General features: G+C 62.2%; 19 protein-coding genes. 4 read left to right on the top strand and 15 right to left on the bottom strand.

Going from position 1 to position 23,754, the window contains the following annotated elements; all coding sequences use genetic code 11:
• Positions 1 to 36 precede the first annotated feature (36 nt).
• Entirely contained in the window at positions 37 to 495 is a 459-nt protein-coding gene (locus ACQ5BM_RS28360) for a hypothetical protein (RefSeq protein WP_429818486.1), read from the bottom strand.
• Positions 496 to 686: 191 nt separating this feature from the next.
• Between ACQ5BM_RS28360 and ACQ5BM_RS28355 the strand changes: the two genes are divergently transcribed.
• Positions 687 to 2,135 carry an NCS1 family nucleobase:cation symporter-1 gene (locus ACQ5BM_RS28355; RefSeq protein ID WP_429818484.1) on the top strand — a complete coding sequence of 483 codons (1,449 nt, stop codon included), beginning with the start codon at positions 687 to 689 and terminating at the stop codon, positions 2,133 to 2,135.
• A 49-nt stretch (positions 2,136 to 2,184) separates the two neighbouring features.
• Here ACQ5BM_RS28355 and ACQ5BM_RS28350 read toward each other — a convergent pair whose 3' ends face one another.
• The 3 genes from ACQ5BM_RS28350 to ACQ5BM_RS28340 form a co-directional block, all read right to left on the bottom strand.
• Positions 2,185 to 3,126 carry a sterol desaturase family protein gene (locus tag ACQ5BM_RS28350; RefSeq protein WP_429818482.1) on the bottom strand — a complete coding sequence of 314 codons (942 nt, stop codon included), beginning with the start codon at positions 3,124 to 3,126 and terminating at the stop codon, positions 2,185 to 2,187.
• Between the two features lie 490 nt (positions 3,127 to 3,616).
• Entirely contained in the window at positions 3,617 to 4,279 is a 663-nt protein-coding gene (locus ACQ5BM_RS28345) for a sulfite oxidase-like oxidoreductase (RefSeq protein ID WP_429818480.1), read from the bottom strand.
• An 89-nt stretch (positions 4,280 to 4,368) separates the two neighbouring features.
• Positions 4,369 to 5,124 (bottom strand): IclR family transcriptional regulator, encoded by a 756-nt coding sequence (locus tag ACQ5BM_RS28340; RefSeq protein WP_429818478.1) that lies wholly within the window; start codon positions 5,122 to 5,124, stop codon positions 4,369 to 4,371.
• Between the two features lie 177 nt (positions 5,125 to 5,301).
• Between ACQ5BM_RS28340 and ACQ5BM_RS28335 the strand changes: the two genes are divergently transcribed.
• From ACQ5BM_RS28335 to pcaF, 3 genes are read left to right on the top strand one after another with little or no spacing between them, the layout of a single operon-like run.
• Positions 5,302 to 6,162 (top strand): CoA transferase subunit A, encoded by an 861-nt coding sequence (locus tag ACQ5BM_RS28335; protein WP_429818476.1) that lies wholly within the window; start codon positions 5,302 to 5,304, stop codon positions 6,160 to 6,162.
• A gap of 12 nt (positions 6,163 to 6,174) precedes the next feature.
• On the top strand, positions 6,175 to 6,957 hold the full coding sequence (locus ACQ5BM_RS28330; protein WP_429818474.1) for a CoA-transferase subunit beta: 783 nt from the start codon (positions 6,175 to 6,177) through the stop codon (positions 6,955 to 6,957).
• A complete protein-coding gene (gene pcaF, locus ACQ5BM_RS28325; protein WP_429818472.1) occupies positions 6,957 to 8,162 on the top strand; it encodes a 3-oxoadipyl-CoA thiolase in 1,206 nt (401 codons plus the stop codon). Before ACQ5BM_RS28330 ends, pcaF begins: the two co-directional genes overlap by 1 nt.
• A gap of 111 nt (positions 8,163 to 8,273) precedes the next feature.
• Here the strand turns inward: pcaF and ACQ5BM_RS28320 are convergent, their stop codons facing one another.
• From ACQ5BM_RS28320 to ACQ5BM_RS28270, 11 genes are all read right to left on the bottom strand, one after another.
• The gene (locus ACQ5BM_RS28320) at positions 8,274 to 10,286 is read right to left on the bottom strand and encodes a beta-galactosidase (protein ID WP_429818470.1); all 2,013 of its coding nucleotides are present in this window, start codon (positions 10,284 to 10,286) and stop codon (positions 8,274 to 8,276) included.
• Between the two features lie 121 nt (positions 10,287 to 10,407).
• Positions 10,408 to 11,442, bottom strand: coding sequence for a LacI family DNA-binding transcriptional regulator (locus tag ACQ5BM_RS28315; protein WP_429818468.1), 1,035 nt, complete (start codon positions 11,440 to 11,442; stop codon positions 10,408 to 10,410).
• Between the two features lie 20 nt (positions 11,443 to 11,462).
• Positions 11,463 to 13,160 carry an amylo-alpha-1,6-glucosidase gene (locus ACQ5BM_RS28310; protein ID WP_429818466.1) on the bottom strand — a complete coding sequence of 566 codons (1,698 nt, stop codon included), beginning with the start codon at positions 13,158 to 13,160 and terminating at the stop codon, positions 11,463 to 11,465.
• 4 nt (positions 13,161 to 13,164) lie between these two features.
• On the bottom strand, positions 13,165 to 13,977 hold the full coding sequence (locus ACQ5BM_RS28305) for a carbohydrate ABC transporter permease (protein WP_429818464.1): 813 nt from the start codon (positions 13,975 to 13,977) through the stop codon (positions 13,165 to 13,167).
• Complete coding sequence (locus tag ACQ5BM_RS28300) at positions 13,970 to 14,926, bottom strand: carbohydrate ABC transporter permease (protein ID WP_429818462.1); 957 nt, start codon at positions 14,924 to 14,926, stop codon at positions 13,970 to 13,972. Before ACQ5BM_RS28300 ends, ACQ5BM_RS28305 begins: the two co-directional genes overlap by 8 nt.
• Before the next feature lie 19 nt (positions 14,927 to 14,945).
• On the bottom strand, positions 14,946 to 16,175 hold the full coding sequence (locus tag ACQ5BM_RS28295) for an ABC transporter substrate-binding protein (protein WP_429818460.1): 1,230 nt from the start codon (positions 16,173 to 16,175) through the stop codon (positions 14,946 to 14,948).
• A 20-nt stretch (positions 16,176 to 16,195) separates the two neighbouring features.
• On the bottom strand, positions 16,196 to 17,344 hold the full coding sequence (locus tag ACQ5BM_RS28290) for an ABC transporter ATP-binding protein (RefSeq protein WP_429818458.1): 1,149 nt from the start codon (positions 17,342 to 17,344) through the stop codon (positions 16,196 to 16,198).
• Between the two features lie 193 nt (positions 17,345 to 17,537).
• Positions 17,538 to 20,570, bottom strand: a complete 3,033-nt coding sequence (locus tag ACQ5BM_RS28285) for an aminotransferase class III-fold pyridoxal phosphate-dependent enzyme (RefSeq protein ID WP_429818456.1) — start codon at positions 20,568 to 20,570, stop codon at positions 17,538 to 17,540.
• A gap of 13 nt (positions 20,571 to 20,583) precedes the next feature.
• Positions 20,584 to 21,246 (bottom strand): SDR family oxidoreductase, encoded by a 663-nt coding sequence (locus ACQ5BM_RS28280; protein WP_429818683.1) that lies wholly within the window; start codon positions 21,244 to 21,246, stop codon positions 20,584 to 20,586.
• 10 nt (positions 21,247 to 21,256) lie between these two features.
• Positions 21,257 to 22,912: an amino acid ABC transporter permease gene (locus tag ACQ5BM_RS28275; protein WP_429818454.1), complete on the bottom strand. Its 1,656-nt coding sequence runs from the start codon at positions 22,910 to 22,912 to the stop codon at positions 21,257 to 21,259.
• Between the two features lie 80 nt (positions 22,913 to 22,992).
• Positions 22,993 to 23,739, bottom strand: coding sequence for a transporter substrate-binding domain-containing protein (locus ACQ5BM_RS28270; RefSeq protein ID WP_334196993.1), 747 nt, complete (start codon positions 23,737 to 23,739; stop codon positions 22,993 to 22,995).
• Positions 23,740 to 23,754: the final 15 nt, after the last annotated feature.

Raw genomic sequence — 23,754 nt, 5'->3', positions numbered from 1 at the left:
GCGACCGTTCGACAGCACTCGGTCCTCCAGAGCCAATCAACACGGATCGTACTCCGGCCTCCACTGCTGTTCAATGCGGACCGCCAGTAGCGTATCGTTCCAGACGCCTCTGATATTGAGCTTTCGCAGCTGGTGTTCGAGCTTGTCGACCCGGATTTCGTTCACACCATCCCACAACCACCAGACGTCAACCCTGCCTGTCTCCGGGTTCACCATTCCTGCCCGAAAAATCGGAAATGGCCGAAGCGCCTCAGCAACCGGTTGATGCCCGGCTATTGCCACACGCCGTTGTCTGACGGCCGCTGCCAGCGGAAAGAAACAGGAGAAGAGCGGAACGCTAGTCACCACCGCCGAGAGGTCCCGGGGTCTGACTTCAAAGATGCCCGGAAAAACTCTCAAGAGTGCGCCGTAAGGTTTCGCCGTGTGTGTAAGTTGAGCGTAAGCCAGTCCTGACGAAACGGGCACCTCGACCACGGCGCCAGTATTGATCTTCATCGAGATACTCCAGGCGGCAAGCGCCCATAACAAGCCGGGTGGGGCGCATGTGAATTCCAATGCACTCACCCTTCCTGCATCAAGGAGAAAACGCAACACGCCGGCCTAAAAAGACTTTTGCAACGACTCAAAACAGGAGCAGAATCAATGCTCGGGTCCGAGGGGGACCCGGAGGATATACGGAGGAAGACATGGCAGTACGCGATCCGTCGCCCTCGTTGTATAACGAGGATCTGGCACCGGCCGAGGAGCGCCGGTGGGGCGCTTTCAGCATCTTCAATGTGTGGACATCCGACGTGCATAGCCTGTGGGGCTATTATCTCGCAGCGAGCCTGTTCCTGCTCTGCGGCAGCTTCATAAACTTCGTCATCGCGATCGGCATCGGGTCGCTGGCAATCTTCTTCCTGATGAGCCTCGTCGGCAATGCGGGCGTGCGCACCGGGGTGCCCTTCCCCGTGCTCGCCCGCGCCTCCTTCGGTACGTTCGGGGCTAACGTTCCGGCACTCGTACGCGCGGTCGTCGCCTGCTTCTGGTATGGCGCGCAGACGGCCGCCGCCTCAGGCGCGATCGTCGCGCTTCTCGTCCGCAACGAAAGCATGCTGGCGTTTCACCAGAACAGCCACATGCTCGGCCACTCGACGCTCGAGGTCATCTGCTATGTCATCGTCTGGTCGCTGCAATTGCTGATCATCCAGCGCGGCATGGAGACCGTTCGAAAATTCCAGGACTGGGCCGGCCCCGCGGTCTGGATCATGATGCTGATCCTCGCCGTCTATCTGATCGTCAAATCCGGAACCTTCTCCTTCGGCTCGGAAATCCCGCGCGATGTGCTCATCGAAAAAACCAAGGATGCGGGTGTACCCTGGGAGCCCGGCACCTTCCCGGCGCTTGCGGCGGTCGCTGCCACCTGGATCACCTATTTCGCCGCGCTCTATCTGAATTTCTGCGACTTCTCGCGCTATGCGACGGACGTAAGTACGCTGCGCAAGGGCAATCTATGGGGCTTGCCGATCAACCTTCTGGCCTTCTGCCTGGTTGCCGGCGTGACGACGACAGCGGCTTTCGCCGTCTATGGCGAGGTGCTGCTGCATCCGGACCAGATTTCGGCGAAGTTCGATAGCTGGTTCCTGGCGCTGCTTGCGGCGCTCACCTTTGCGGTGGCGACGCTCGGCATCAACGTCGTGGCAAACTTTGTGTCACCCGCCTTCGACTTCGCCAACGTCTTTCCGCGGCAGATCACCTTCAAGCGCGGCGGCTACATTGCGGCCCTGATCGCCCTCATCCTTTATCCCTTCGCACCGTGGGAAACGGGCGCAGCGCATTTCGTCAACTTCATCGGTTCGACAATGGGGCCGATCTTCGGGGTGATGATGGTCGACTACTATCTGATCCGCAGAGCCCAGCTCAACGTCGAAGCGCTCTACCATGAGGATGGCGAATTCCGCTTCCAGAACGGATGGCACAGCAACGCCTTTATCGCTTTTGCGATCGGCGCGCTGTTTTCGTCGATCCTGCCGACATTCACGAATGTCCTTCCGGCCTGGTGGGGAACCTATGGCTGGTTTTTCGGTGTCGCGATCGGTGGAGCGATCTACTACGTGCTGAGGATCGGCGCACGCAAGCCGGCCTTTGCCTCCTAGCTGTCCGACGCCGTACCTAGCCGAACCGCTGGGTACGGCATCCATGCGATCACGAGCCTCGGCTTGGGCGGCCGAGAATCTGGCGAACGCCTTCCTTGGTGAAGGGCTGGACCAGTTGCTTCAGAAATCCCCGTGCGATCTGCCCCTTGATGCCGATATCCGTGGAGGATGGACGATCGGGATTATAATAGGTGGCGAAGATCAGATCCCAGATCACGACGTTCTCGCCGTAGTTCATGTTGCCTTCACGAAGGTCTTTCGAATGATGCCAGCGGTGAAGGCGCGGCGTGCTGAAGACGAAATCGAAGGCGCCGGTGCGCATGTCGACATTGCAATGGGTGAGGATACCCATGAAGGCAGTAACGGCCCCAAGCCACCAGAAAACGTGGAGCTGTGCACCGAGGAAATAGAGCGGAATCTGGCTCATCGCGACCTTGAAGAGCGAATCGGCAACATGGAAGCGGCCGGTGTTGATGACCCAGAGCCGGACGACACTGTGATGCAGGGCGTGGAACCGCCAGAAGAACAGTTTTTCATGGGCGAGGCGATGGGCCCAGTAGAGGCCGAGTTCCGCAATCACCACCGCGAGCGCCACCTGAACCACCATCGGCCAATCCGAGGGCCACAGTCCGACCTTCAACGCGGCAAGGGGCTGCAGGATGTTGGCGGCGTACATGGGGAAGACGGCAGCGATCAACCCGGCCAGTTGCAGCAATCCCTTGGTCGTCAGCGTGTGCCCGATGTCGTTTACCGCTTCGCCATCCGACATCAACCAGCGCCTCTCATAGGGGATGTATCGTTCGAGCAGGAACAGAACGAAGACCGCGGCGGCATAGACCGCCGCGAAGGCGGCCATCGGATGGGCGCTTGAAAAGGCAAAATACGAACCCAACAGTCCGCAGAGGAACACCAGAGGCCAGGACAGGTATCGAACAACATGTTTTAGTAAGTCCCCGAGCTTCGAATGGGCGCGACTACGCTCTGAAACCATCAATGACGCTCCATCCAATCCAGCAGTTCGCGGCATGTGCGCGGACGACCATCGCTGATGCGCCCATCGGAACATGCACCCAGGCGGAGGTCCGGCTCGGACCAGTCGCCCCACCTCGTGCCGCCGTATATGTGCCTGATCTCGGCGCAAGTGCGCGGCCTTCCGTCACTTAGCCGACCATCACGACAGGGATCGTACAGATGCTGTGTGGTGCGTTGCGGATCGTCCGCAATCCACAGTCCTTTGTCGTCGGCATGGCCCGCACCCGCGCCGAACAGCATCATCCACATTGGCAAGACGACCAATCGCATGGACAACCGCCCTTGTTTGAAACGTTGTTGCCGAACTTTGGGGGGAGCGGATTACACGAGCATTGCGAAAAGAAGGATGGAGCGTCCATTCAGACGGCATCGATCTCTTCTGCCGCTACCAGCCCGCGGGCCTGCAGTCACTGATGGATCCGGTAAAGCCTTGAAAGGCGGCGAAGATATTAGTCGTCGGAATAGCGCTCCTCGCGCCACGGGTCGCCGCGCATATGATAGCCGTTCTTCTCCCAGAAGCCGGCGATGTCGCTGGCGCGAAAATCGATGCGCGTCAGCCACTTGGCGCTCTTCCACAAGTAGAGATGTGGAACGATGAGCCGCATCGGCCCGCCATGGGTGCGGGTGATCGGCTGCCCCTCCCAGTCCGTCGCCAGGATCGCATCCTCGGCGGCGAAGTCTTCGAGCGGCAGGTTGGTCGTGTAGCCGTCATAGCTCGTGAGCATGACATGACTTGCTTCGGGCTTCGGCATGACATGATCCAGCAGATCACGGGTCGCGACACCCTGCCAGCGGTTGTCATAGCGCGACCAGGTGGTGACGCAGTGCATGTCCGAGAGCCTATCGCTCTGTGGCAACGCCTTGAAGTCGGCCCAGGCGAGCGACACGGGGTGCTCGACAAGGCCGGTGATTTCGAGCCGCCAGCTTTCCGTCCGAATGATCGGCTGCTGGCCGAGATCGAGCACCGGCCAATCCTTGACCAGGTGCTGACCGGGCGGCAGGCGTTCGTCTTCCGGCCGGGCGGTTCGTCCGGTCAGGAATTTGCCGTCCGCGGCCCAGCGCCGCTTCGTCGACGTGAGCTTGGTTTCCGGCGGATGCGTGTCGTCGGTCATGAATCTCTGCTCCCCAGCCCTGGTTCCCTCGCCAAGTGAGAGTAAGAAGGGCGCAGCCGTGGAACGTCAAGCACAGGCGCGTAAAGTTGCTATCGCAGGACCACACGCAGGGCGGCCTGCGTTTCCTTGAGCAGCGGCAGATAACGCTCCACCATCTCCGCCGCGGCCACATGCACGGCCGGTGCGCCGATATTCAGCGCCGCAACGATCCGGCCGCGATCATTTTCAAGCGGCACGGCAATGGAACAGAGACCGAGTTCCAGTTCCTGATCGATAAGCGCGTAGCCTTGCTCGCGTACGCGGCGGAACTCGGCGATCAATTCCTCCGGATCAGTTTTCGTATAGGGGGTGTTTGCCTTTAGGCTCGAGCGCGAAAGGATCTCGCGCGCCTCTTGCTCCGGCAAAGCAGCAAGCCACACCCGCCCCATGGAGGCGCAATAGGCAGGCAGTCGCGAACCCGTCGTCAGGTTGATCGACATCACCCGCTTCTGCGAGGCCCGGGCGATGTAGACGATTTCGGTGCCATCCAGCACCGAGGCCGAGGCGCTCTGCCCGGCGCGGTCCGAAAGCTGGTCGAGATAGGGCTGGATGATGGTCGGCAGCGGCGTTGCCGAAAGATAGGCATGGCCGAGCCTTAGTATCTTCGGCGTAAGCGCGAAAAACTTGCCGTCATAGTCGGCGTAGCCGAGTTCGGAGAGGGTCAGCAGCGAACGACGCACCGTCGCCCGGTCGAGGCCGGTGATCTTCGACGCCTCGGCGATCGACAGTTTCGGCCGCGTTTCATCAAAGGCTTCGATCACCGCCAGCCCTCTGGCAAAGCCGCTGACGAAATCGGTTTCTCGCATTGTCGCCTCCCAAATCACGACAACGATTTTGTGCGATATACGAACAAAAGTCAAATAACGCACAAAATATTTGACCGCGCTTTCTGATCGGCGCTTATTGGCATGCGGAAGAGCAAGCCGCCTCGCCACCGAAGAGGTGCCGGGGCCGCAAACAGAAAAGCAGCAGAGAGAGGAAACATGGCGAAGATCGTTTCGCTCGCCGAGGCCGTCGGCGACAATGTCAGGGATGGCGACACCGTCGCCATGGAAGGTTTTACCCATCTGATCCCCTATGCCGCGGGCCATGAGGTGATCCGCCAGGGCCGCAAGGACCTCTTTCTCGTGCGCATGACGCCCGATATTCTCTACGACCAGTTGATCGGCGTGGGTGCGGCGCGGGGCATGAAGTTTTCCTGGGGCGGCAATCCCGGCGTCGGCTCGCTGCACCGGTTCCGCGATGCCGTCGAAAACCAGTGGCCGCGACCGCTCGAAATCGAGGAGCACTCCCATGCGGCGATGGCCAATGCCTATGAGGCGGGTGCCGCCAACCTGCCCTTTGCGACGCTGCGCGGTTATATTGGCGCCGACCTGCCGAAGGTGAACCCCAACATCAAGTCGGTCACCTGCCCCTTCACCGGCGAAGTACTGGCCGCCGTGCCGGCGATCCGCCCGGATGTCACGATCATCCACGCCCAACGCGCCGACAAGAAGGGCAACGTGCTGATCGAAGGCATCGTCGGCGTGCAGAAGGAGGCGGTGCTCGCCGCCAGGCGCTCGATCGTCACGGTCGAGGAGATCGTCGACGAACTCAACCCGCCGTCGCCCAATTCGCTTGTTCTGCCGAGCTGGGCAATCACGGCTGTTGCCCACGTTCCGGGCGGCGCCTTCCCGTCCTATGCGCACGGCTATTATCCGCGCTCCAACGCCTTCTACATCGGCTGGGACGAGATCGCCCGCGACCGCGACAGCTTCACCGCCTGGATCAAGGAAAATGTTTTGAACGCCAAGCCGGAAGATTTCGCCAGGCATGCCGGCAACAAACCGGCGAAGGCGGCCTAAAGGGAGGATAGGATGAGCGACTTCACCCCCATCGAAATGATGACGATCGCCGCCGCCCGGGCGCTTTCCAACGACGACGTCTGCTTCGTCGGCATCGGCGCCCCATCGGCTGCCTGCAATGTCGCGCGGCTGACGCACGCGCCGGATATCACGCTGATCTATGAAAGCGGCACGGTCGGAACCAAGCCCGACGTGCTGCCGCTTTCGATCGGCGACGGCGAACTGTGCGATACAGCGCTTTTCACGGTCTCGGTGCCCGAGATGTTCCGCTACTGGCTGCAGGGCGGACGCATCACCACGGGCTTCCTCGGCGGCGCCCAGATCGACAAATTCGCCAATCTCAACACCACGGTCGTCGGCCCCTACGATCACCCGAAAGTGCGACTTCCCGGCGGCGGCGGCGCCCCGGAGATCGCCTCCAATTGCGGCCGCATCTTCATCACCATGGCGCTGTCGAAGCGCGGCTTCGTCGAGAAGCTGCCCTTCATCACCTCCATGGGCCACGGTGAAGGCGGCAATCATCGCGAACGGCTCGGCATGAAGACGAAGGGGCCGACCCGGGTCATCACCGATCTCTGCATTCTGGAGCCGGATCCTGAGACCAAGGAGCTGACCGTCGTTTCGGTGCACCCTGGCGTGACGCGCGAGCAGATCGTCGAAAATTGCGGCTGGGCGATCAAATTTGCCGACCAGGTGATCGAGACGCCTGCGCCGACGGAACTGGAACTTGCGACCCTTCGCGACATCAATGCCCGCACCAAGAAGGCGCATCAGGGCGACAAGGAGGCAGCCTAATGGCCGAGGCATTCATCTGCGACTACGTGCGCACCCCGATTGGCCGCTTCGGCGGTTCGCTTTCCTCGGTACGGGCCGACGATCTCGGTGCGATCCCGCTTCGCGCCCTGATGGAGCGAAACGCTAATGTCGACTGGGACGCGGTCGATGACGTCATCTTCGGCTGCGCCAACCAGGCGGGCGAGGACAATCGCAACGTCGCGCGCATGTCGCTGCTGCTGGCCGGTCTGCCGGTCGGCGTGTCGGGCACGACGATCAACCGGCTCTGCGGCTCCGGCATGGATGCGGTGATCACCGCGGCACGCGCCATCAAATCGGGCGAAGCGGAACTGATGATCGCAGGTGGGGTCGAGAGCATGTCGCGCGCGCCCTTCGTGTTGCCAAAGGCCGACACCGCCTTCTCGCGCAACGCCGAGATTTACGACACGACGATCGGCTGGCGCTTCATCAATCCCCTCATGAAGAAGCAGTACGGCGTCGATTCCATGCCGGAGACCGGCGAGAACGTCGCGGAGGATTTTCACGTGAGCCGTCAGGACCAGGACGCCTTCGCCGTTCGCAGCCAGGCGAAGGCGGCGGCGGCACAGGCGAATGGACGACTGGCGAAGGAGATCGTTGCCGTGACGATCCCGCAGCGGAAGGGCGAGCCCGTCGTCGTCGATCGCGACGAACACCCGCGCGCAACCACGATGGAAGCGCTCGCCAAGCTCAGCACGCCCTTCAGACAAGAAGGCGGCACGGTGACCGCCGGCAACGCCTCCGGCGTCAACGATGGCGCAACCGCCCTGATTATTGCCTCGGAAGCGGCGGCGAAGAGGTATGGCCTACGACCGATTGCCCGCATCCTCGGCGGGGCCACCGCCGGCGTGCCGCCACGCATCATGGGCATGGGGCCGGCGCCGGCGTCGAAGAAGCTGATGGCGCGCCTCGGTCTCACGCAGACGCAGTTCGACGTCATCGAACTCAACGAAGCCTTCGCTTCGCAGGGGCTTGCCGTACTGCGCGATCTCGGGATTGCCGACGATGATGCGCGCGTCAACCGCAACGGCGGCGCCATTGCACTCGGCCATCCGCTCGGCATGTCCGGCGCCCGCATCACCGGCACCGCCGCGCTCGAACTGCAGGAAACCGGCGGCCGCTACTCGCTCTCAACCATGTGCATCGGCGTCGGCCAGGGCATCGCGGTGGCGCTGGAACGGGTCTGACCACGGAATAAAGGCCGCCTAAAACCAGCGAGCCCCGCCTTGGAGAAGGCCGGGCTCGTTGCTTTTGAGATCAAGTCGGTCGGTCGGTAGGCGCGATAGTCCGCTTTCCGATCATTCCGACCAGATCGCGACATCGACGGGGCCGAGCTTGCGGCCACCGACATGGAAGGTGGCGCCGGCCGCTGCCGGCACGTCGACGGCCGTCTTGCCATAATTGAAGGCGAAGGTGAGCTTGCCGCGGCGGGTGATGCGCAGATCGCCCAAATCCGTTAGTGCCTCGACCGAGGCCCAGCTCAACGCGTCGGCGATGACCTTCTTCAGCAGGTCACCACGTGCGCCCGTTGCGAGGTACCGCGCCTTGTCGTTGCCGACGAGCGCCGGCGCGCCATTGCGATAGTCGCCTTCGAAGGTCGCAAGCACGGTCTCGCTGGTCCTGACCGTCTCGCGCCAGACGCCGGCCGGATATGTCTCATTGCCATAGAGCACGCTCTCACCGTGAAACTCCGGCAGTGATTCGACCCGGGACACGCTGAGGTCGATCAGTGAGGCGAGTGGACCCGGCGGCAAGCCCTCCGGAATATGCATGTCCTCGGTCTTGCTGCCGCTGCGCGGTCCGAACAGAACCTTGGCGCCTGACGCTGCAAGCTTCTGAACGAAAGCCTGGTCAGGGATGACAAGGTCGGGCGCGAGCACGAGCTGGTAGCCTTCGAGGTCCGAATGCTGGCCGATGAAATCGACATCGATGCCGAGCCGCGAAACGGTCGAGTACCAGTCGAGTGCGATCGCCGATGCCAAATAGGTACGGCCCTGCGGCAGCGCGCGTGTCGCCCAGCGCGAATTGTAGTCGAGCAGGATCGCGACCTTGGCCTTCTGGCGGCGTTCCCCCTTGGGAAGCCGCTTCATTTCCTCGGCAACCTGCGCGACTTCGAGATAGCCCTGGTCCGCCTCGCTGTTTGGCAAGAGCAGTCCGGCATGGAATTGTTCTTGCGCGAACGGCACCTGGCGCCAGCGGAAATAAGAGACCATGTCGACGCCATGGGCATAGGCGAGCCAGGTCCACAGCCGCACCATGCCGTCCGCCGGCGACTGGTTGTGCGAAGCCCAGTTCACCGGACCCGGTTGCTGCTCCATCACCCAGACGCGGCCATTGCCGACGGCCCGGTAGAGATCGTGGTTGAAAGCCGGCTGGTCCGGATCACCGACGCGGAGGTAGCGGCCCTTGTCTTCCGACGAGAGACGACCGTTCAACAACCCGCCCATCGGATAGACGTCCCAGGACGCGATATCGATATCCTCGCCGACCTTGTAATGGTCGAAGTCGGTATTCTGCGACATGAAGTTGTGCGTCACCGGACGGCCCGGCGAATGCTTGCGGATGATGTCGACCTGCGCCTTGTTGAAGCTTTTCACCTGATCGGAGGAGAAGCGGATGTAATCGACGATATGGGTCGGGCTCGGCTCCTCCACGAGGTTGTTCGGAAGATCGACCTCGTCGAAGCTCAGATAGTTCATCGCCCAGAAAGCCGTACCCCAGGCACGATTCAGTTCCTCGACGGTGCCGTAGCGCTCAGCCAGCCACTCACGGAACGCGCGTAGCGCCTCGTCGGAATAGCTGTAGATCGTGTCGTGGTCGCCATATTCGTTGTCAGTCTGCCAGGCGTGCACGAAGGCATTCTGTCCGTAGCGCTCCGCCATGGCTTCGCAGATGCGTGCCGCCTCGACGCGATAGCGGCGACTGGAAAAACAATAGTGACGACGGGCGCCGAACTTTCGCACCACACTCTTGACGTCGACGGGCAGAATGTCGGGATAGCGATCGATCAGCCACTTCGGTGGCGCGGCGGTCGGCGTTCCCAAGATCACCTTGAGGCCGGCATTGCCGAGCACGTTGATAGCATCATCCAGCCACGCCCAATGGAACTCGCCCGGCCGCGGCTCGATCTTCGCCCAGGCGAATTCACCGATGCGCACCCAGGCAAGGCCGAGCTCGACCATGCGGCGCGCATCCTCTTCCCATTTCTCGCGCGGCCACTGCTCCGGATAGTAGCAGACGCCGAGTTCCAGCATGTCGGTCTGCTGCTCTTTGGCGTTGAAGCGGTTCGATCTCGTCAGGGGCATGTGCACGGGTCCGGTCCTTCGTCATTCTCTCGGCCGGTTGGGTCCGGCCTGGGGTTTGTCTGGCGCTCGGATATAAACGTTTATATCCTGAAGCATGAGTGAGCGGCCCTTCGGGACCACGGTTTCATCAACGGTTGGGGTTCAAGCGATCGTCGCAGCGCTCGATCAGATCGGGCATCAGGAGCGTTTGCAGCGCCTCCGGCGGTTCGCCTTCCATGCGCCTCAGAATATAGGCGCCGAGCAGGCTGCTCGGTTCACTGATCGGCAGGTAGTAGGTGGTGATCGGCGGCGCGAAATACTGGCTGACGTTGAGATCGTCGGTGGCATTGATGACGGCGTCACGCCCATGAACCAGTCCGCGCTCATGGAAGCCCGAGAAAGCACCGAGCGCGGAAGCTTCGTTGGCGCAGATATAAGCGGTCGGCGCATCACTGAGCTCCGACATCGTCAGCACGTTCTCGCGGCCGAAGGCTGGCGTCAGCCGGCCATGGGCAACGAGCGCCGGATCATAGGGAAGCCCCGCCGTCTCGAGGGCGTGTTTGTAGGCTTCCAGCCGCGTGATACCATAGCTTAAGTCCGAGAGCGGGTTGAGCAACGCGATGCGGCGATGGCCGCGCTCGATCAGCCGCGCCATCGACACCCGGATCATCTGCTCGTTGTCGGCATCGACATAGGCATGCGGCGCGTTGTGGATGCTGGTGCCGTAAGTGACGAAGGGGAAGTCCGCCGCCTGCATGGTGCGGATGCGCGGATCGTCTGCGCGCGTGCCCGAGATGACGATGCCGTCCGCCTTCTTCAACGATACGATCTGCTTGATGACCGCCTGGCTTTCTTCGAAATTCCGGACGGCATAAAGCGAGACGCGATAGGGGCTTTCTTCCAGCGCCCAGGAAATGCCGCTCAAGAGCTGGGCGTATTCGACGCCTTCCCATTCGTTCTGCTTCGGGCCCGGCGCCGTCATGATCGCGGCGACCTGATAGGTCTTGCCGGTGCGCAGCTGCACGCCATGCATGTTGAGCTCGTAGCCGACACGTGTCGCCGCCTCGATCACGATCGCGCGCGTCTCCGGGCGAACCTGAGGCGAATGCTTCAGGGCCTTGGAAACGGTGGCGATGGAAAGCCCCGTCTCCTGCGCGATGGTCTTGATCGTCGGTCTCTGCATGGCGTCTCGACTCGTCACGGTTAGTTGGCGCTGAGCGATGCCGCCAGCACGAGATAGACTGCGGATGTCCAGGCGAATGCCCGATCGCGAAGGCCCCTCCCCGAGCGCGCATCGAAGTTTTCGGCCATACCGCTTTTGCTTGCAAGTGAACAGAACTTTTCCGCGACCTCATGCGCAAGCTCAGTCTTCCCTTGCCGGCGCAGACCATCCCAGAGAAGAAGCGTTGTCGGTGCCCAGATCGGCCCGCGCCAATAGCCGTCGTCCTCGTAGAAGGAACTCTGCGGGCTCTCGGTCGCCGGTCCCCAGTCGGTAATGAAGCCGCCGGTGACGAGACGAGCCACGAGCTTTTCGCGCATGTCGGGTGTCAGTCGCGCGCCCAAGAGCAGCGGCATGAACTGGATGAGATTGTCGCCCGGCAGCGCTCGCTCCGGATTCTGTGTCAAGCGCGCGCCAAAAGTTTCGCCGGTCCACAGGCGCTCGAACAGCAACGCCTGCAGGTGGTCAGCCTTTTGCCGCCACGTCGCCTGGCGTTCCGCGCCGTCCTCCAGCAGGTCCGCCAGCGTCTCGCAGGCAAGGATCAGGAAAACCGGCAGGTCCGGCGAGATCACCGGACCGCCTTCGGCAAAGAAGGTCGCATTGTCCCAGCCGCTATCGTTGCCGTGGAAATAGGACGGCAGGCTCTCCGCATCCTTGCGCCCATAGGTCAGCCAGTAATCGACCTGGCGGCCAATGGCATCACGCAGATAACACTTGCGCTCAGCCGTCAGGAAGGACGGATCGGCAGCCGCGATCAGCGACACCGCCCAGCCATGCACCGGCGGCTTGGTGAAAGCGAAGAGCACGTCGCGGTCGTTGATATAGTCCGGCAGCAGGCCGGAGGCGTCCTGATGGTCGAAGATCGCCGCGAATTGATCGAAGGCGAGGTCCTGATCGAAGGCGGCGACGCCAAGAGCTGAGAAGGCGTTGTCCCAGCTCCAGATATTGATCATGTGGTTCTTGGACATGTAGATCGCCGGCCGCGTGAGTGCACCGCCCGCGGGCACGCCGTTCGCCCAGAGCAAATAGCTCGCCAGCCGATGCGCCTCGTCCTTGCCGCGGACGCCCTTTGGAACGCGGGCGTGCCATTCAGCAAATTCGGCCGTAGCGCCGGACAGGGCCTGTGCGAAACGGCCGGGTCGATCGACAGGCGGCACGGTGCGGAAGAAGTCCACATTGCCCTCGAAGAGGTCGGTCGCCGAAAAGGAAAAGGACACGTCATCGGAATGATCGCGCTGCCAGGCGCCGGTGACTTTCAATTCCCCAGCGATCGCCCGTGGGATGAACTTGACGTTCTCGACCGCAGCAACGAGGCAATCCTCGCCGTGGGGCGTGCGGTAAACATAGTCGTAGCGCGACCCCTCCAGATGGAAGCGGACGCCGGCCTGCTTGCCGGATATGTGCAGCCTTTCTCCTTCGCCGATGACGAAGCGGACCATACCCTCGCCGATGCGGGCGTCGAGCCGCTCCGGGGAAAGCATCAGCTCGGGCGTCACGGTCTTGCCTTCCGCATCGAGAAACTCGACGCGGCAGAGGCGACCAAGCGAGGGCCGCTCGTCGCCACCGGCAACGTGGCGCAGATAAAGCGCCCGCTCGCCATCGCGGCCCGGTACCCGCATCGTCGAGAGCGTCAGGAACCGGCCCCTGCGACTGAAGGGGACGTGGTTAATATCGAACAGCATGCCGTTATCCCTTCACCGACGAGCCGACCGCGCCATCCATGATGTAGCGCTGGGCGACGAAGAAGAGTGCCAGCGGCGGCAGGCAGAGGATGACGGTGATCGCGGCGATTGATGTCACATCTACCTCGTGCAGGCCCTTGAACATCGAGAGGCCGAGCGTCAAGGTGTACTTCGATTGGTCGTTCAGGAAGATCAACGGGCCGAGATAGTCGTTCCAGGCGTTCATGAAATGGAAGGTGCCGACCAGCACCAGCGCCGGCATCATCAGCGGCAGATGGATGCGCCAGTAGATGTCGAAGGCATTGGCGCCGTCCATGCGCGCGGCCTCGTCGATCTCCATCGGCACGGTCATGATGTATTGCCTGAGAAGGAAGACGAAGAAGGCGTCGGCGAAATAGGCCGGCACAATCAGCGGCTTCAGCGTGTTGATCCAGCCGAGCAGGTTGAACTCCATGTAGAGCGGAATCATCTTCACGTCCCATGGGATCATCATGGTGGCGAGCAGCAGGATGAACAGCGGATCACGGCCGGGGAAACGGAAGCGGGCAAAGCCATAGGCGACGAGCGACGAGGAGATGAGCTGGCCGATCGTCGACAGCACCACGACGATCACCGAGTTGGTGAGATAGGTGCCGAAGGGCTGTTTGTTCCAAGCGGCGGCAAAGTTCTCCCAGTGCCATTCCGACGGCCAGAAGACCGGCGGGAACTGGTAGAGCTCGGCGGCGCTTTTGATCGCCGTCATGAAGGTCCAGTAGAACGGCGCAATGAACAGCGCAGAGAGCAGGATAAGCGCGGAATAGAGCAGCGTCTTACGCATTGTGCTCTCCATCGTTCTGGCGGACTTCGCCTTCGTAATAGACCCAGGCGGCCGACCAGCGCATGACCCCAAGGCTGAGCAGAAGGACGATGATGAACATCACCCAGGAGCCGGCGGCGGCGTAGCCCATGTCGAAATATTTGAAGGCGTTGTCGTAGATATACATGGCGAAGAAATAGGTGGAACCGAGCGGCCCGCCCTTGGTCAGAAGCAGCGCGATCGTCAGTTGCTGGAAGGCGGAGATGATCGAGGTGATGAAGGTGAAGAGCAGCATCGGCCCGAGCATCGGGAGCGTGATGAACAGCATCTGCGCCCAGCCGGGAACGCCCGAAACCGTCGCCGCCTCATAGAGTTCCTTCGGGATCGCCTTGAGGCCGGTCAAGAGGATCAGCATCGTGCCGCCAAGCCCCCAGAGGCTGGCGATGATGATCGCGACGATCGCCAGGTTCGGATCACCGAGCCAGTTCGGCCCCTCGATGCCGACGAAAGACAGCATGAAGTTCAGGAGGCCGTATTCCCTGCTGTAGATCCAGCTCCAGATCGTCACCAGGGCTACGCCGGAAATGACGCTCGGCAGGTAGAAGGCGGTGCGGAAGAAGCCGCTGGCGAAGGTGATATGGTGCAGCATCAGCGCCAGCAGGAACGACATGACGATGTTGAACGGCACGTAGATTGCCGCAAACTTCACCGTGATCCAGAGGCTCTCCCAAAACTGCGGGTCCTCGAAGAGCATGGAGCGGTAGTTGTCGAGGCCGACGAAGCTGCGCTCGCCGACCACCGGCCAGTCGTAGAAACTCATCGTCAGCGAGAAGACGAGCGGGCCGAGCGTGAAGAACAGGAACCCGAGGATCCACGGGGAGATGAACAGGTAGGGCGCCGCATAGCGCGCGATGGCGGAGCGCTTGCGCCTTGCCACCTTTGGCTCCGCACCGGCATAGGTCATATCCATCTCCCCGTACTCCCTTCGCTTACTTGATCAGACGCTTGGAGCGGTTGACCGCATCGTCGAGATGCTGCTTGGCATTGCCCTGGTCGATCATCGTCGCCTCGATGGCGCGGGCGAGATTGTCCTGGACCTTGCCCCAGTTTGCGTTCTTCAGGAACGCGTGGGTCTCGGTGTTCGAGGTGGCGAGAATGTCGAAGAAGGGCTTGTAGATCGGGTCCTTGGTCATGCCCTTCTCTTCGGCGACGCTGGTGCGCACCGGCAGGTCATTGACGCGCATGGCGACGGCTTCGGGCGAAGAGAAGAACTTGACGAACTCCCAGGCGAGGTCCGGGTGAGCCGCATCCTTGGCGATCGAGATCGCCGAAACGCCGAGCGCCGAATGGGCCGTCTTGTCGCCGAACTTCGGCAGTGGTGCCACGCCATACTTGATGCCCGACTGATCGATGCCGGACTTCGACCACATGGCGCTCTGGAACATGGCGATCTTGCCGCCCTTGAAGAGCGTGCTGCCTGATGTGTCGTCACCGAGGTTCAGCGTGATCGCTTCCTGCTTCTTGGCCATGTCGGCGAACATGTCGAGCACCTGGGCGGCCGCATCGCTGTTCATGTAGCCGTCGATCTTTTTGCCATCGTCGGAGATGTACTTGGTGCCGTTCGACCAGAGGAACTGCTCGAAGTCATAAGGGTCGGGCTTGGCGTCGACGGCGAAGCCATAGACCTTGTTCGGCTCGTCGCGGAACTTGGCGGCCTTGGCGCGCAGGTCGTCCCAGGTCCAGCCGTCCTTCGGCTCCTCGACACCAGCCTTGGCAAACATGTCCTTGTTGTAGAAAACGACCTGCGTGGTGAAGCCCGACGGCATGCCGTAGGTCTTGCCCTCGACACGCACGGTGTTCATCAGGCCCTTCGGGAAATCGTCCGGCTTGATCTCGGCCGCGTCCTTGGCGATCAGATCGTCTAGCGGCTTCAGCGACGTGTAGTATTGCGGGAAGTTCCACATATACATCACATCCGGCGGGTTGCCGGCGCCGAAGGCGGCGATCAGCTTCTGATCGTAACCATCCGCATAGGGCTCGACCTGAACCTTCACGCCAGGATGTTTCTCCTCGAACTTCTTTGCGATCGCCTGCTGGATCGCCAGGCTTTCGTCCGTGTCCCAGGTCGCAAAGCGCAGCACTTCTTCCGCGCGGGCCGTCGCGGTTCCGGCCATTGCCAGAACCATCAGCGAGCCGATGATCGACTTCCTGTTGAGCATGCTTCTCCTCCTCATTCGGGTTACGCGACCCGCTTTGCCTTTTCCTGATTGATGAGCGCCTGCGTCTCGACGTCGAGACGCCGCGCGACCGCCCGACCATCGCCGTCGAACAGATGGCAGTGCTCGGCCGGCAGGCGCAGATGCACGCGCTCTCGCGCCGAAACCGGGTGTGTCCCGCGCACGACGGCGGTCATGTCGCCGCCGTTTTGCAGGCTGATGTGAACATGGCTTTCGGTGCCGAGCCGCTCGACCAGGCGCACGTCGCCGACGAGATGCCCCGCCTCAGCCGAAACCAGCTCGATCTTGTCCGGACGAATCCCAAGCGTCACCGACTTTGCCCCGGCAATCGGCGCGGCGTTAAGCATCTCGAGCGTCAGCGGATGGGCGAGACCACCGCCGGCAAGCGTTACGGATGTGTCGACCTGCCCGGTTACTTCTGTCGTCACGAAATTCATGCGCGGCGAACCGATGAAGCCGGCAACGAACAGGTTGGCCGGCTGGTAGAAAAGTTCGAGCGGGGTACCGAACTGGCTGACCTTGCCTTTGTCGAGCACCACGACACGGTCGGAGAGCGTCATCGCCTCGACCTGATCGTGGGTGACGTAGATCATCGTGACGCCTAGCCGCTCATGCAGGGCCGCAAGCTCGACGCGCATGGTGACACGGAGGCCCGCATCCAGGTTCGAAAGCGGCTCGTCGAGCAGGAAGAGCTTTGGTTCGCGCACGATCGCACGACCAATCGCCACGCGCTGGCGCTGGCCGCCGGATAGCTGGCGCGGCTTGCGGGCGAGCAGTTCCTTGATGCGCAGGATGTCGGCGGCATTCTCGACGCGGCGATCGATCTCGTCGCGCTTCATACCGTTCAGCGCCAAACCGAAAGACAGGTTCTTGCGCACGTTCATATGCGGATAGAGCGCGTAGTTCTGGAAGACCATGGCAATGTCGCGTTTGGCCGACGCCACCTCGGTGATGTCGCGCTCGCCGAGGTGGATAGAGCCGCCATCCAGATCCTCAAGCCCGGCGATCGAGCGAAGCAGCGTGCTCTTGCCGCAGCCCGACGGGCCGAGGAAGCAGACGAACTCGCCATCGGCGATATCGAGGTTGATACCTTTCAGGACTTCGAGTGAACCGAAGCCTTTGCGCAAATTTTCGATGCGGATCGCTGCCAACGGGCCCTCCCTGCCGGCCAGCGCTTAGCAGAGGCCAACGGCACGAGCTATGCGCCTAGTTAAACGTTTATATGCACGATAAAAACGTTTAACTTTCTTGTAAAGGAAAAAATCGCGTTGATCAGATTTTGCTGTTGAAGGTCACGCGCAAAAGCAAAACGGCCGCCGGACGGCGACCGTTTGGTTATTCCTGTCAGGGCGTTAGACGCCCGAGCGTTTCGTCCAAAGCGTTGAGGAAGTAATCGCAATCCTCGGCGCTGAAGGGGGCCGGCGGCTTCACTTTCAGCACATTGTGATGCGGCCCCTCGCTGCTCAAGAGAATCCGGTGCTTGTGCTTCATCTCGGCGATGACGAAATCGAGCTCGCGCGCTGCCGGCTCCAGCGTCTCACGGTCGCGCACCAATTCGATGCCGTTGAAGAGGCCATGGCCCCTGACATCGCCGATGATGGCGTGTTTTTCGGCGAGCGCCCGCGCGCCGTCCATCAGCCGGTCACCGACGACGCGGCAATGGTGCATCAGCCGTTCGTCGCGGATGACGTCGAGCACTGCAAGCCCGATTTCGGCCGAAACCGGATTGCCGCCGAAGGTGTTGAAATACTCCATGCCATTGGCAAACGAGGCGGCGATCGCTTCGGTCGTCACGACGGCCGCCATCGGGTGGCCGTTGCCGATCGGTTTGCCCATGGTGACGATATCGGGCACGACGCCCTGCAGCTCATGCGCCCACATGTGGCGGCCGACTCGGCCGAAGCCCACCTGCACCTCGTCAGCGAGGCAGAGGCCGCCGGCGGCGCGCACATGCGCATAGGCTTCGCGCAAATAGCCTTCCGGCAGCGTCAACTGCCCGCCGGTGCCGAGGATGCCCTCGCTGAAAAACAGCGCCGGGCGACGGCCGTTGGCGGCAAGCGCTGCGACCTGATTGCGGACGTCCTCAGCATATTTGCGACCGGCATCCGCATCCCCGTAGCGGTAGCGCCCACGGTAAAGATCCGGCATCTCGGCGACCTTCACATGCCCCTGCTGCCCCTCCCCGCCCTTGCCGGCGAACTTGTAGGGGCTGACGTCGATCAGGCTCGACAGATGGCCGTGATAGGCGTGATCGACGGTGATGATGTCGCGGTTGCCGGTATAGGCACGCGCCAGCCGGATCGCCAGGTCATTCGCCTCGCTGCCGGAATTGACGAAGAAGCAGACATTCAGTGGATCCGGGAACTGCGCGGCAAGCCTTCGGGAATATTCGACCAGCGAATCGTGCAAGTAACGCGAATTGGTGTTCAGCCGCTGCATCTGCGCCTGCGCGGCTTTGACGACGCGCGGATGGCAATGGCCGACGTGGCAGACATTGTTGACCATGTCGAGCCAGCGAGTGCCGTCCTCGTCGATCAGATGCGCGCCTTCGCCGCCAACGATCTTCAGCGGTGCGGCGCTATAGGCGATGCTCAGCGACCGGCCAATGCGGCGATGGCGCTCGCGCACCAGGAACGCCTTGTCGCGCGGCACGATCACCGACACCGGCGCCGTGAGACCAAGCACGACACTCGGGTCCGGGCTCACCTCGCGCCACACCTGCCATTGATCGCGCACGCCGACGCCATGCATGCGGCCGCCAAGGCCGAGATGGTCGGTGACGATCTGGAAATGCAGGTGCGGCGCCCAGTTGCCGTTCTCCTCGGCCGTGCCGAAGGCAGCGAAGACCTCACCCTTGGCAATCGATTGCCCCTCGGAGAGCTTGGCGACGCTTTCGCGCGACAGGTGTCCGTAGAGCGTCCAGAACTGCACGCCACTTTCAATCTCATGTTCGAGCAACACGGTCGGACCGAAACCACAGGCAACGGCGTCGTCATGAATGAAGGCGACCTTGCCGGCAAAAGGTGCGGTAACCGGCTCGCCCGCCGGGGCGAAAATATCGACACCGAGATGCACCGATCGACGTGCGCCCTTTGCTGCCGTTTCGTAGGCCTCGCCCTGATAGATCTCGCGGTCCTCGCCATAGCGACCAATGCCGAAGGCGGCCTGTTCGCTGCCGATCTCAGCCGCGATCCGGGCCTCGGCCTCCGCCGCATCGAGGTTGGCCCATTGCGCGGCCTCGGCGCCGGTGGCGGAGAAATCGAACACCGTCACTTTCGGTTTGCTGGCCGAAGACCGAACGATCGATGCGAAGTCATGGGCGTTCTTTTCCAGCCAACGGACGACCGCGGCTGCCTGCGGGATCGGCGCAAAACCACAGGCGTCGCGGATGCGCGCCACGGCGATTTTCCGGTTCTCGCTCCGCAGGCGATTGAGTTCGCGCCAGACATCCTCCTGACTGACGAGCAGGTAGGTATTCTCAGGGTTCTCGCGGATCTGCTTGGCCGCCATGCACATGCTGACTGCATAACGGGTCAACACCAGATCGAAGACCAGTTCGACTTCCGCTTCGCTCAAGCGATTGACCTGATGGTAAGCGCCGGCGAGCGCTGCGATGGTCCCAACCGGATCGTCCGATCCGATCAGCGCATAGGCCGAGGCGACGGCGACTTCGATCACCCGCCAGGTCTCGACCACGTCGCCGAAATCGAGCAGGCCGCTGACCTGACCCGCCTCGTCGAGCAGCACGTTGTAGTCGTTGGCGTCGTTGTGAATGACCTGCATCGAGCAGGTCGTGAGGCGTGGCAAGACCGTCGTAGCGAAATGCTCGAGGATTACGTCGACCGCCGCACGCTTGTCGGCGCCATCGATCAGCTCGACGTGTTTGCGATGCATGTCCGCCCGGCCGATATCCCAGCCATAGAGCCGCTTGGCGCCGGCGTGGGAGAAGTCTTCCAGGCTGCGATCAAGCCCTGCGAGCAGGCGCCCGAGGCTTTCGGAGCTGGCGGCGCTGCGGATTGGCGCCTTCGCCCAGACGTCGCCGGGCAGCCAGGAGAGAAGCCGCGCTGTACGCGGGCCGCGAAGTTCGATCTTGCTGGTAGCGGCCCCTGAGCGGTCGCGAAAGGCCCGGGATATCGGTAGACCCGACACCTTGGCAGCGAGGTGTTCGAGCACCGCCACCTGCATATCGAGCTCGTCCGCGTTGCCGGCGGCGTGCAGCTTCAGCAGGAACTCTTGGCCATCGGCAGCAAAGACCCGATAGTTGAGGTCGTGTTCGCCCGGCAGCGGCGACAGGCTCGCCTCGATGCCGTAGGTCTCGCTGAGCCAGCCGCGGATCGTTGCCAGCTCCTGCTCGGTTCTCAAATCTCTGTCTGCCATTTTCACTGTCCTGTCACCATGAAACCCGCCGCCCGTCATAGGCGTGGAAGCTGCCGCTATCGGCCAAATCCGTCTTGTCGATGATCGCCTTCAGTCCAGCCGCGCTCTCTGCGACCGAAACGACGGCTTCGCTGCCGCCCATATCGGTCTGCACCCAACCCGGATGCAGCGAGACGACGGAGATCCCGTCGCTCTTCAGGTCCTGCGCAAGCTTGACCGTCACCATGTTCAGCGCCGCCTTCGAACAGCGATAGGCATAGTCGCCGTCGTCATCGTCGAGTGTACCTTCGGCAAGCGAGCCGGCGCGGCTGCTGATATTGGCGACGACCCGGCGCTCGCCGGCACGCAGGTTCGCAAGCAGCGCTCGCGTCACCAGCAGCGGCGCCAGCGCATTCACGCGCATCACATCGAGGAAGCCTCCCGTATCGAGTGTCGCTAGGCCGCCAATGTCGCCGCGCACGGCCGCATTGTTGATCAGCACGTCGATCGCGACGCCCTGGAGCGTCCGTCCGAGTGCGTCAATCGAGGCAGGATCGGCAACGTCCAGCGTCAACCGATCCGTCGCGTCTTCGGCCCGGATCGCTCCCCGCTGGCAGGCGATCACCCGCCAGCCGTCTTCGGCATAGAGCCGCGCGAGCTCCGCGCCGAGCCCGCGGGAGGTGCCTGATATCAGCACCGTGCGAGGTCTAGCGGTGCTTGATGTCATATTTCCGCTCGATCATGTTGACGAGGCTTGCCGCCGCCAGCGTCAGGAAGATGTAGAAGATCGCCGCCGAGTTATAGGGCGCAAACGGCAGGAAGCTTGCCGACTGGAACTCGCGCATGCGCTGGGTGATGTCGCGGATCGACAGGATCGACAGCAATGACGTGTCCTTGAGGATCGCGATCAACTCGTTGCCGAGCGGCGGAATGATAATGCGGAAGGCCTGCGGCAACACGACGAGCCGCGCCGTCTGCCAGCGGTTGAGACCGATGCTGCGCGCCGCCTCGATCTGGCCAACCGGTATGGCGTTGATGCCCGAGCGGAAGATTTCGGCGAGATAGGCCGAATACGCAAGCGCCATGGCGACAATACCGCGCATCAGGTTCGGCGGGTCGAGCACGCCTTGCGTCGCATCTTTCAGTGCACCGCTCAAAGGCAGGCCGACATAGAGCACGATCACCAACATCGGGATGCCGCGGATCGTATCGACGATGAATTCCGATCCGATCGCCAGCGGATGGCGCTGATGCAGGTAGCCGCCGAAGCTCAAGAGGCCGAGAATGATCGCAAGCACGGCGACGGTGATGCCGGCGGCGCGATCGCGATCGTTCAGTGCCTCAGTTTTCCAGAGGACCGGCATGTCGGCTGGTGCGGAGGCCGCCGGCAGTAGAACCGCGGATACACCTTCGCCCTTGGCGATCGATGCCAGCGCCTCGGTCGGGCCGAAGAAGGTGCGCACCGGCGTCTCCGTCTGCGGGGCGCCATCATATTGGCCGAAGCGCACGCCGCTGATCAGGCCCGCCGGTGTGTTGGTGACAATACCGACCTTGCCGTCCAGCGTACCGGCCAGCACATAGGCGTCGCGCGGCTGCATCAGGAACCAGCCGGAGGCGAGCGCCAGCACCAGCGTGGCAAGCGCGAAATAGAGGCTGGTTCTGGCCGTCGATCTGAGCTGCAGCAACCCGACCCAGACGAGGCCCATGAGCGCCGCCAGAATATAGGCGGCGATCGCCGCACGGATGGTGGTCGCAACCCCTGCCGCAAAGGCGATATGGGCGAAAAAGAAGACGAAGACGAGACCCGCGCCGTTGACGAGGCCGATGATCCAGCGGGCAATGTGCCGCGCCTTTCCGTTGGAAGAAACATCGGAACGACTGCTCAGGAAATGGAGACCAAGCCCGACCACAGTAACAGCGAAATAGATCGGAAACAGCCAAGCCTCGACGCCTCGCACCATGAGGTCGGCCACCTCGGTCAGTTGCCGGGGCGTCACACCCTTGATGATCAACGTCGACTTGAACGGATCGACACCGTTGGCGACGACTGAGGCAATGAAGGGATGGATGTTGTGGCCAAGGACGAGCACGGTGGCAGCAGCGAGATTAAGGAGTGCCGCCAGGTTGGCCAAGCGCGGACGCGGCGCCTTGGCGCGCGAAAAAACAAGCACAGAAATGCCCGAGCAGAATGCGATTGCCAGCGCCAGGAAACCGGGCACAAAGGCCGCGGAACCGTTTTCCACGCCGAGGATCGCCCTCAGCGAGCGCTGGTAGTCGCCTGAGGAAATGAAGAGATAGATGATGAAGGGCAGCGCGGTCAGGATGATCAGATTGCTCGGACGCACGCTTCTCAGGAACGACATTCATTCCTCCGGGGGCATGGATAAACAGAAGGAAGATCCGGAGCGCGATGCGCACTCCGGGTCCGATTGGCACTGAGGGCCTATTTCAGGCCCCAATACTTGTTGATCAACTGGTCGAGCGTGCCGTCGTCCTTGATCATCTTCAGGCCTTCGTTGAAGGCCGCGACGTTTTCATCGCCCTTGCGGAAAACGAGGCCGAGCGGGTCGGATTCGAGGTCCTTGATGGCAACGACGAGTTCGCCGGCGAATTCGCGTTCGTAAGCGGCAGCGTTGGCGCCGTTGATGACGACGCCGTCGACGTCCTTGTTCTTGAGTGCGATGATTGCCGCGCTGAAGGTGTCGTAGGCTGCGACATTCTCCTTGCCGACAACACTCTCGGCAACCTGCGCGTCCGTCGTGTTCGCCTGGGCAGAGAGCTTTCTGCCGGCATCCTTGAAGCGGTCGAGGGTGATCCCCTGATCCTCAACCCGCATCAGCACGGCCTGGCTGTTGACGATGTAAGGATCGGAGAAGTCCATCGCCTTCTTGCGTTCCTCGGTGATCGAGACGCCCGATGCGACGAGGTCGAAATTGCCCTGGTCGAGGGCTGCGAAGATGCCGTCCCAGCCGGTGGTGATGAATTCGGCCTGGCAGTTGATCTTGGCGCAGACGGCATTGACCACGTCGACGTCGAAGCCGACGACCTGGCCGGTTGCCGGATCGATGCTCTCCATCGGCGGCGAGGTCGTGTCGGAGCCGACCTTCAGAAGCTTACCGCCGAGATCGGCGGCATGGGAAACGCTCGAAGCAAGGGCCGCAACGGCCAGGGCAATCATCAGTCTTTTCATGGTTCTCCTCCTTGG

It is taken from the genome of Ensifer sp. B1-9 (genome assembly GCF_050474445.1).
Lineage (GTDB): Bacteria > Pseudomonadota > Alphaproteobacteria > Rhizobiales > Rhizobiaceae > Ensifer.
This window is presented reverse-complemented; position numbering and strand designations above follow the sequence as displayed.

Coding starts and splice junctions, on each gene's coding strand:
- ACQ5BM_RS28360 (WP_429818486.1), bottom strand. CDS start 495: ATGAAGATCAATACTGGCGCCGTGGTCGAGGTGCCCGTTTCGTCAGGA.
- ACQ5BM_RS28355 (WP_429818484.1), top strand. CDS start 687: ATGGCAGTACGCGATCCGTCGCCCTCGTTGTATAACGAGGATCTGGCA.
- ACQ5BM_RS28350 (WP_429818482.1), bottom strand. CDS start 3,126: ATGGTTTCAGAGCGTAGTCGCGCCCATTCGAAGCTCGGGGACTTACTA.
- ACQ5BM_RS28345 (WP_429818480.1), bottom strand. CDS start 4,279: ATGACCGACGACACGCATCCGCCGGAAACCAAGCTCACGTCGACGAAG.
- ACQ5BM_RS28340 (WP_429818478.1), bottom strand. CDS start 5,124: ATGCGAGAAACCGATTTCGTCAGCGGCTTTGCCAGAGGGCTGGCGGTG.
- ACQ5BM_RS28335 (WP_429818476.1), top strand. CDS start 5,302: ATGGCGAAGATCGTTTCGCTCGCCGAGGCCGTCGGCGACAATGTCAGG.
- ACQ5BM_RS28330 (WP_429818474.1), top strand. CDS start 6,175: ATGAGCGACTTCACCCCCATCGAAATGATGACGATCGCCGCCGCCCGG.
- pcaF (WP_429818472.1), top strand. CDS start 6,957: ATGGCCGAGGCATTCATCTGCGACTACGTGCGCACCCCGATTGGCCGC.
- ACQ5BM_RS28315 (WP_429818468.1), bottom strand. CDS start 11,442: ATGCAGAGACCGACGATCAAGACCATCGCGCAGGAGACGGGGCTTTCC.
- ACQ5BM_RS28310 (WP_429818466.1), bottom strand. CDS start 13,160: ATGCTGTTCGATATTAACCACGTCCCCTTCAGTCGCAGGGGCCGGTTC.
- ACQ5BM_RS28305 (WP_429818464.1), bottom strand. CDS start 13,977: ATGCGTAAGACGCTGCTCTATTCCGCGCTTATCCTGCTCTCTGCGCTG.
- ACQ5BM_RS28300 (WP_429818462.1), bottom strand. CDS start 14,926: ATGGATATGACCTATGCCGGTGCGGAGCCAAAGGTGGCAAGGCGCAAG.
- ACQ5BM_RS28295 (WP_429818460.1), bottom strand. CDS start 16,175: ATGCTCAACAGGAAGTCGATCATCGGCTCGCTGATGGTTCTGGCAATG.
- ACQ5BM_RS28285 (WP_429818456.1), bottom strand. CDS start 20,570: ATGGCAGACAGAGATTTGAGAACCGAGCAGGAGCTGGCAACGATCCGC.
- ACQ5BM_RS28275 (WP_429818454.1), bottom strand. CDS start 22,912: ATGTCGTTCCTGAGAAGCGTGCGTCCGAGCAATCTGATCATCCTGACC.
- ACQ5BM_RS28270 (WP_334196993.1), bottom strand. CDS start 23,739: ATGAAAAGACTGATGATTGCCCTGGCCGTTGCGGCCCTTGCTTCGAGC.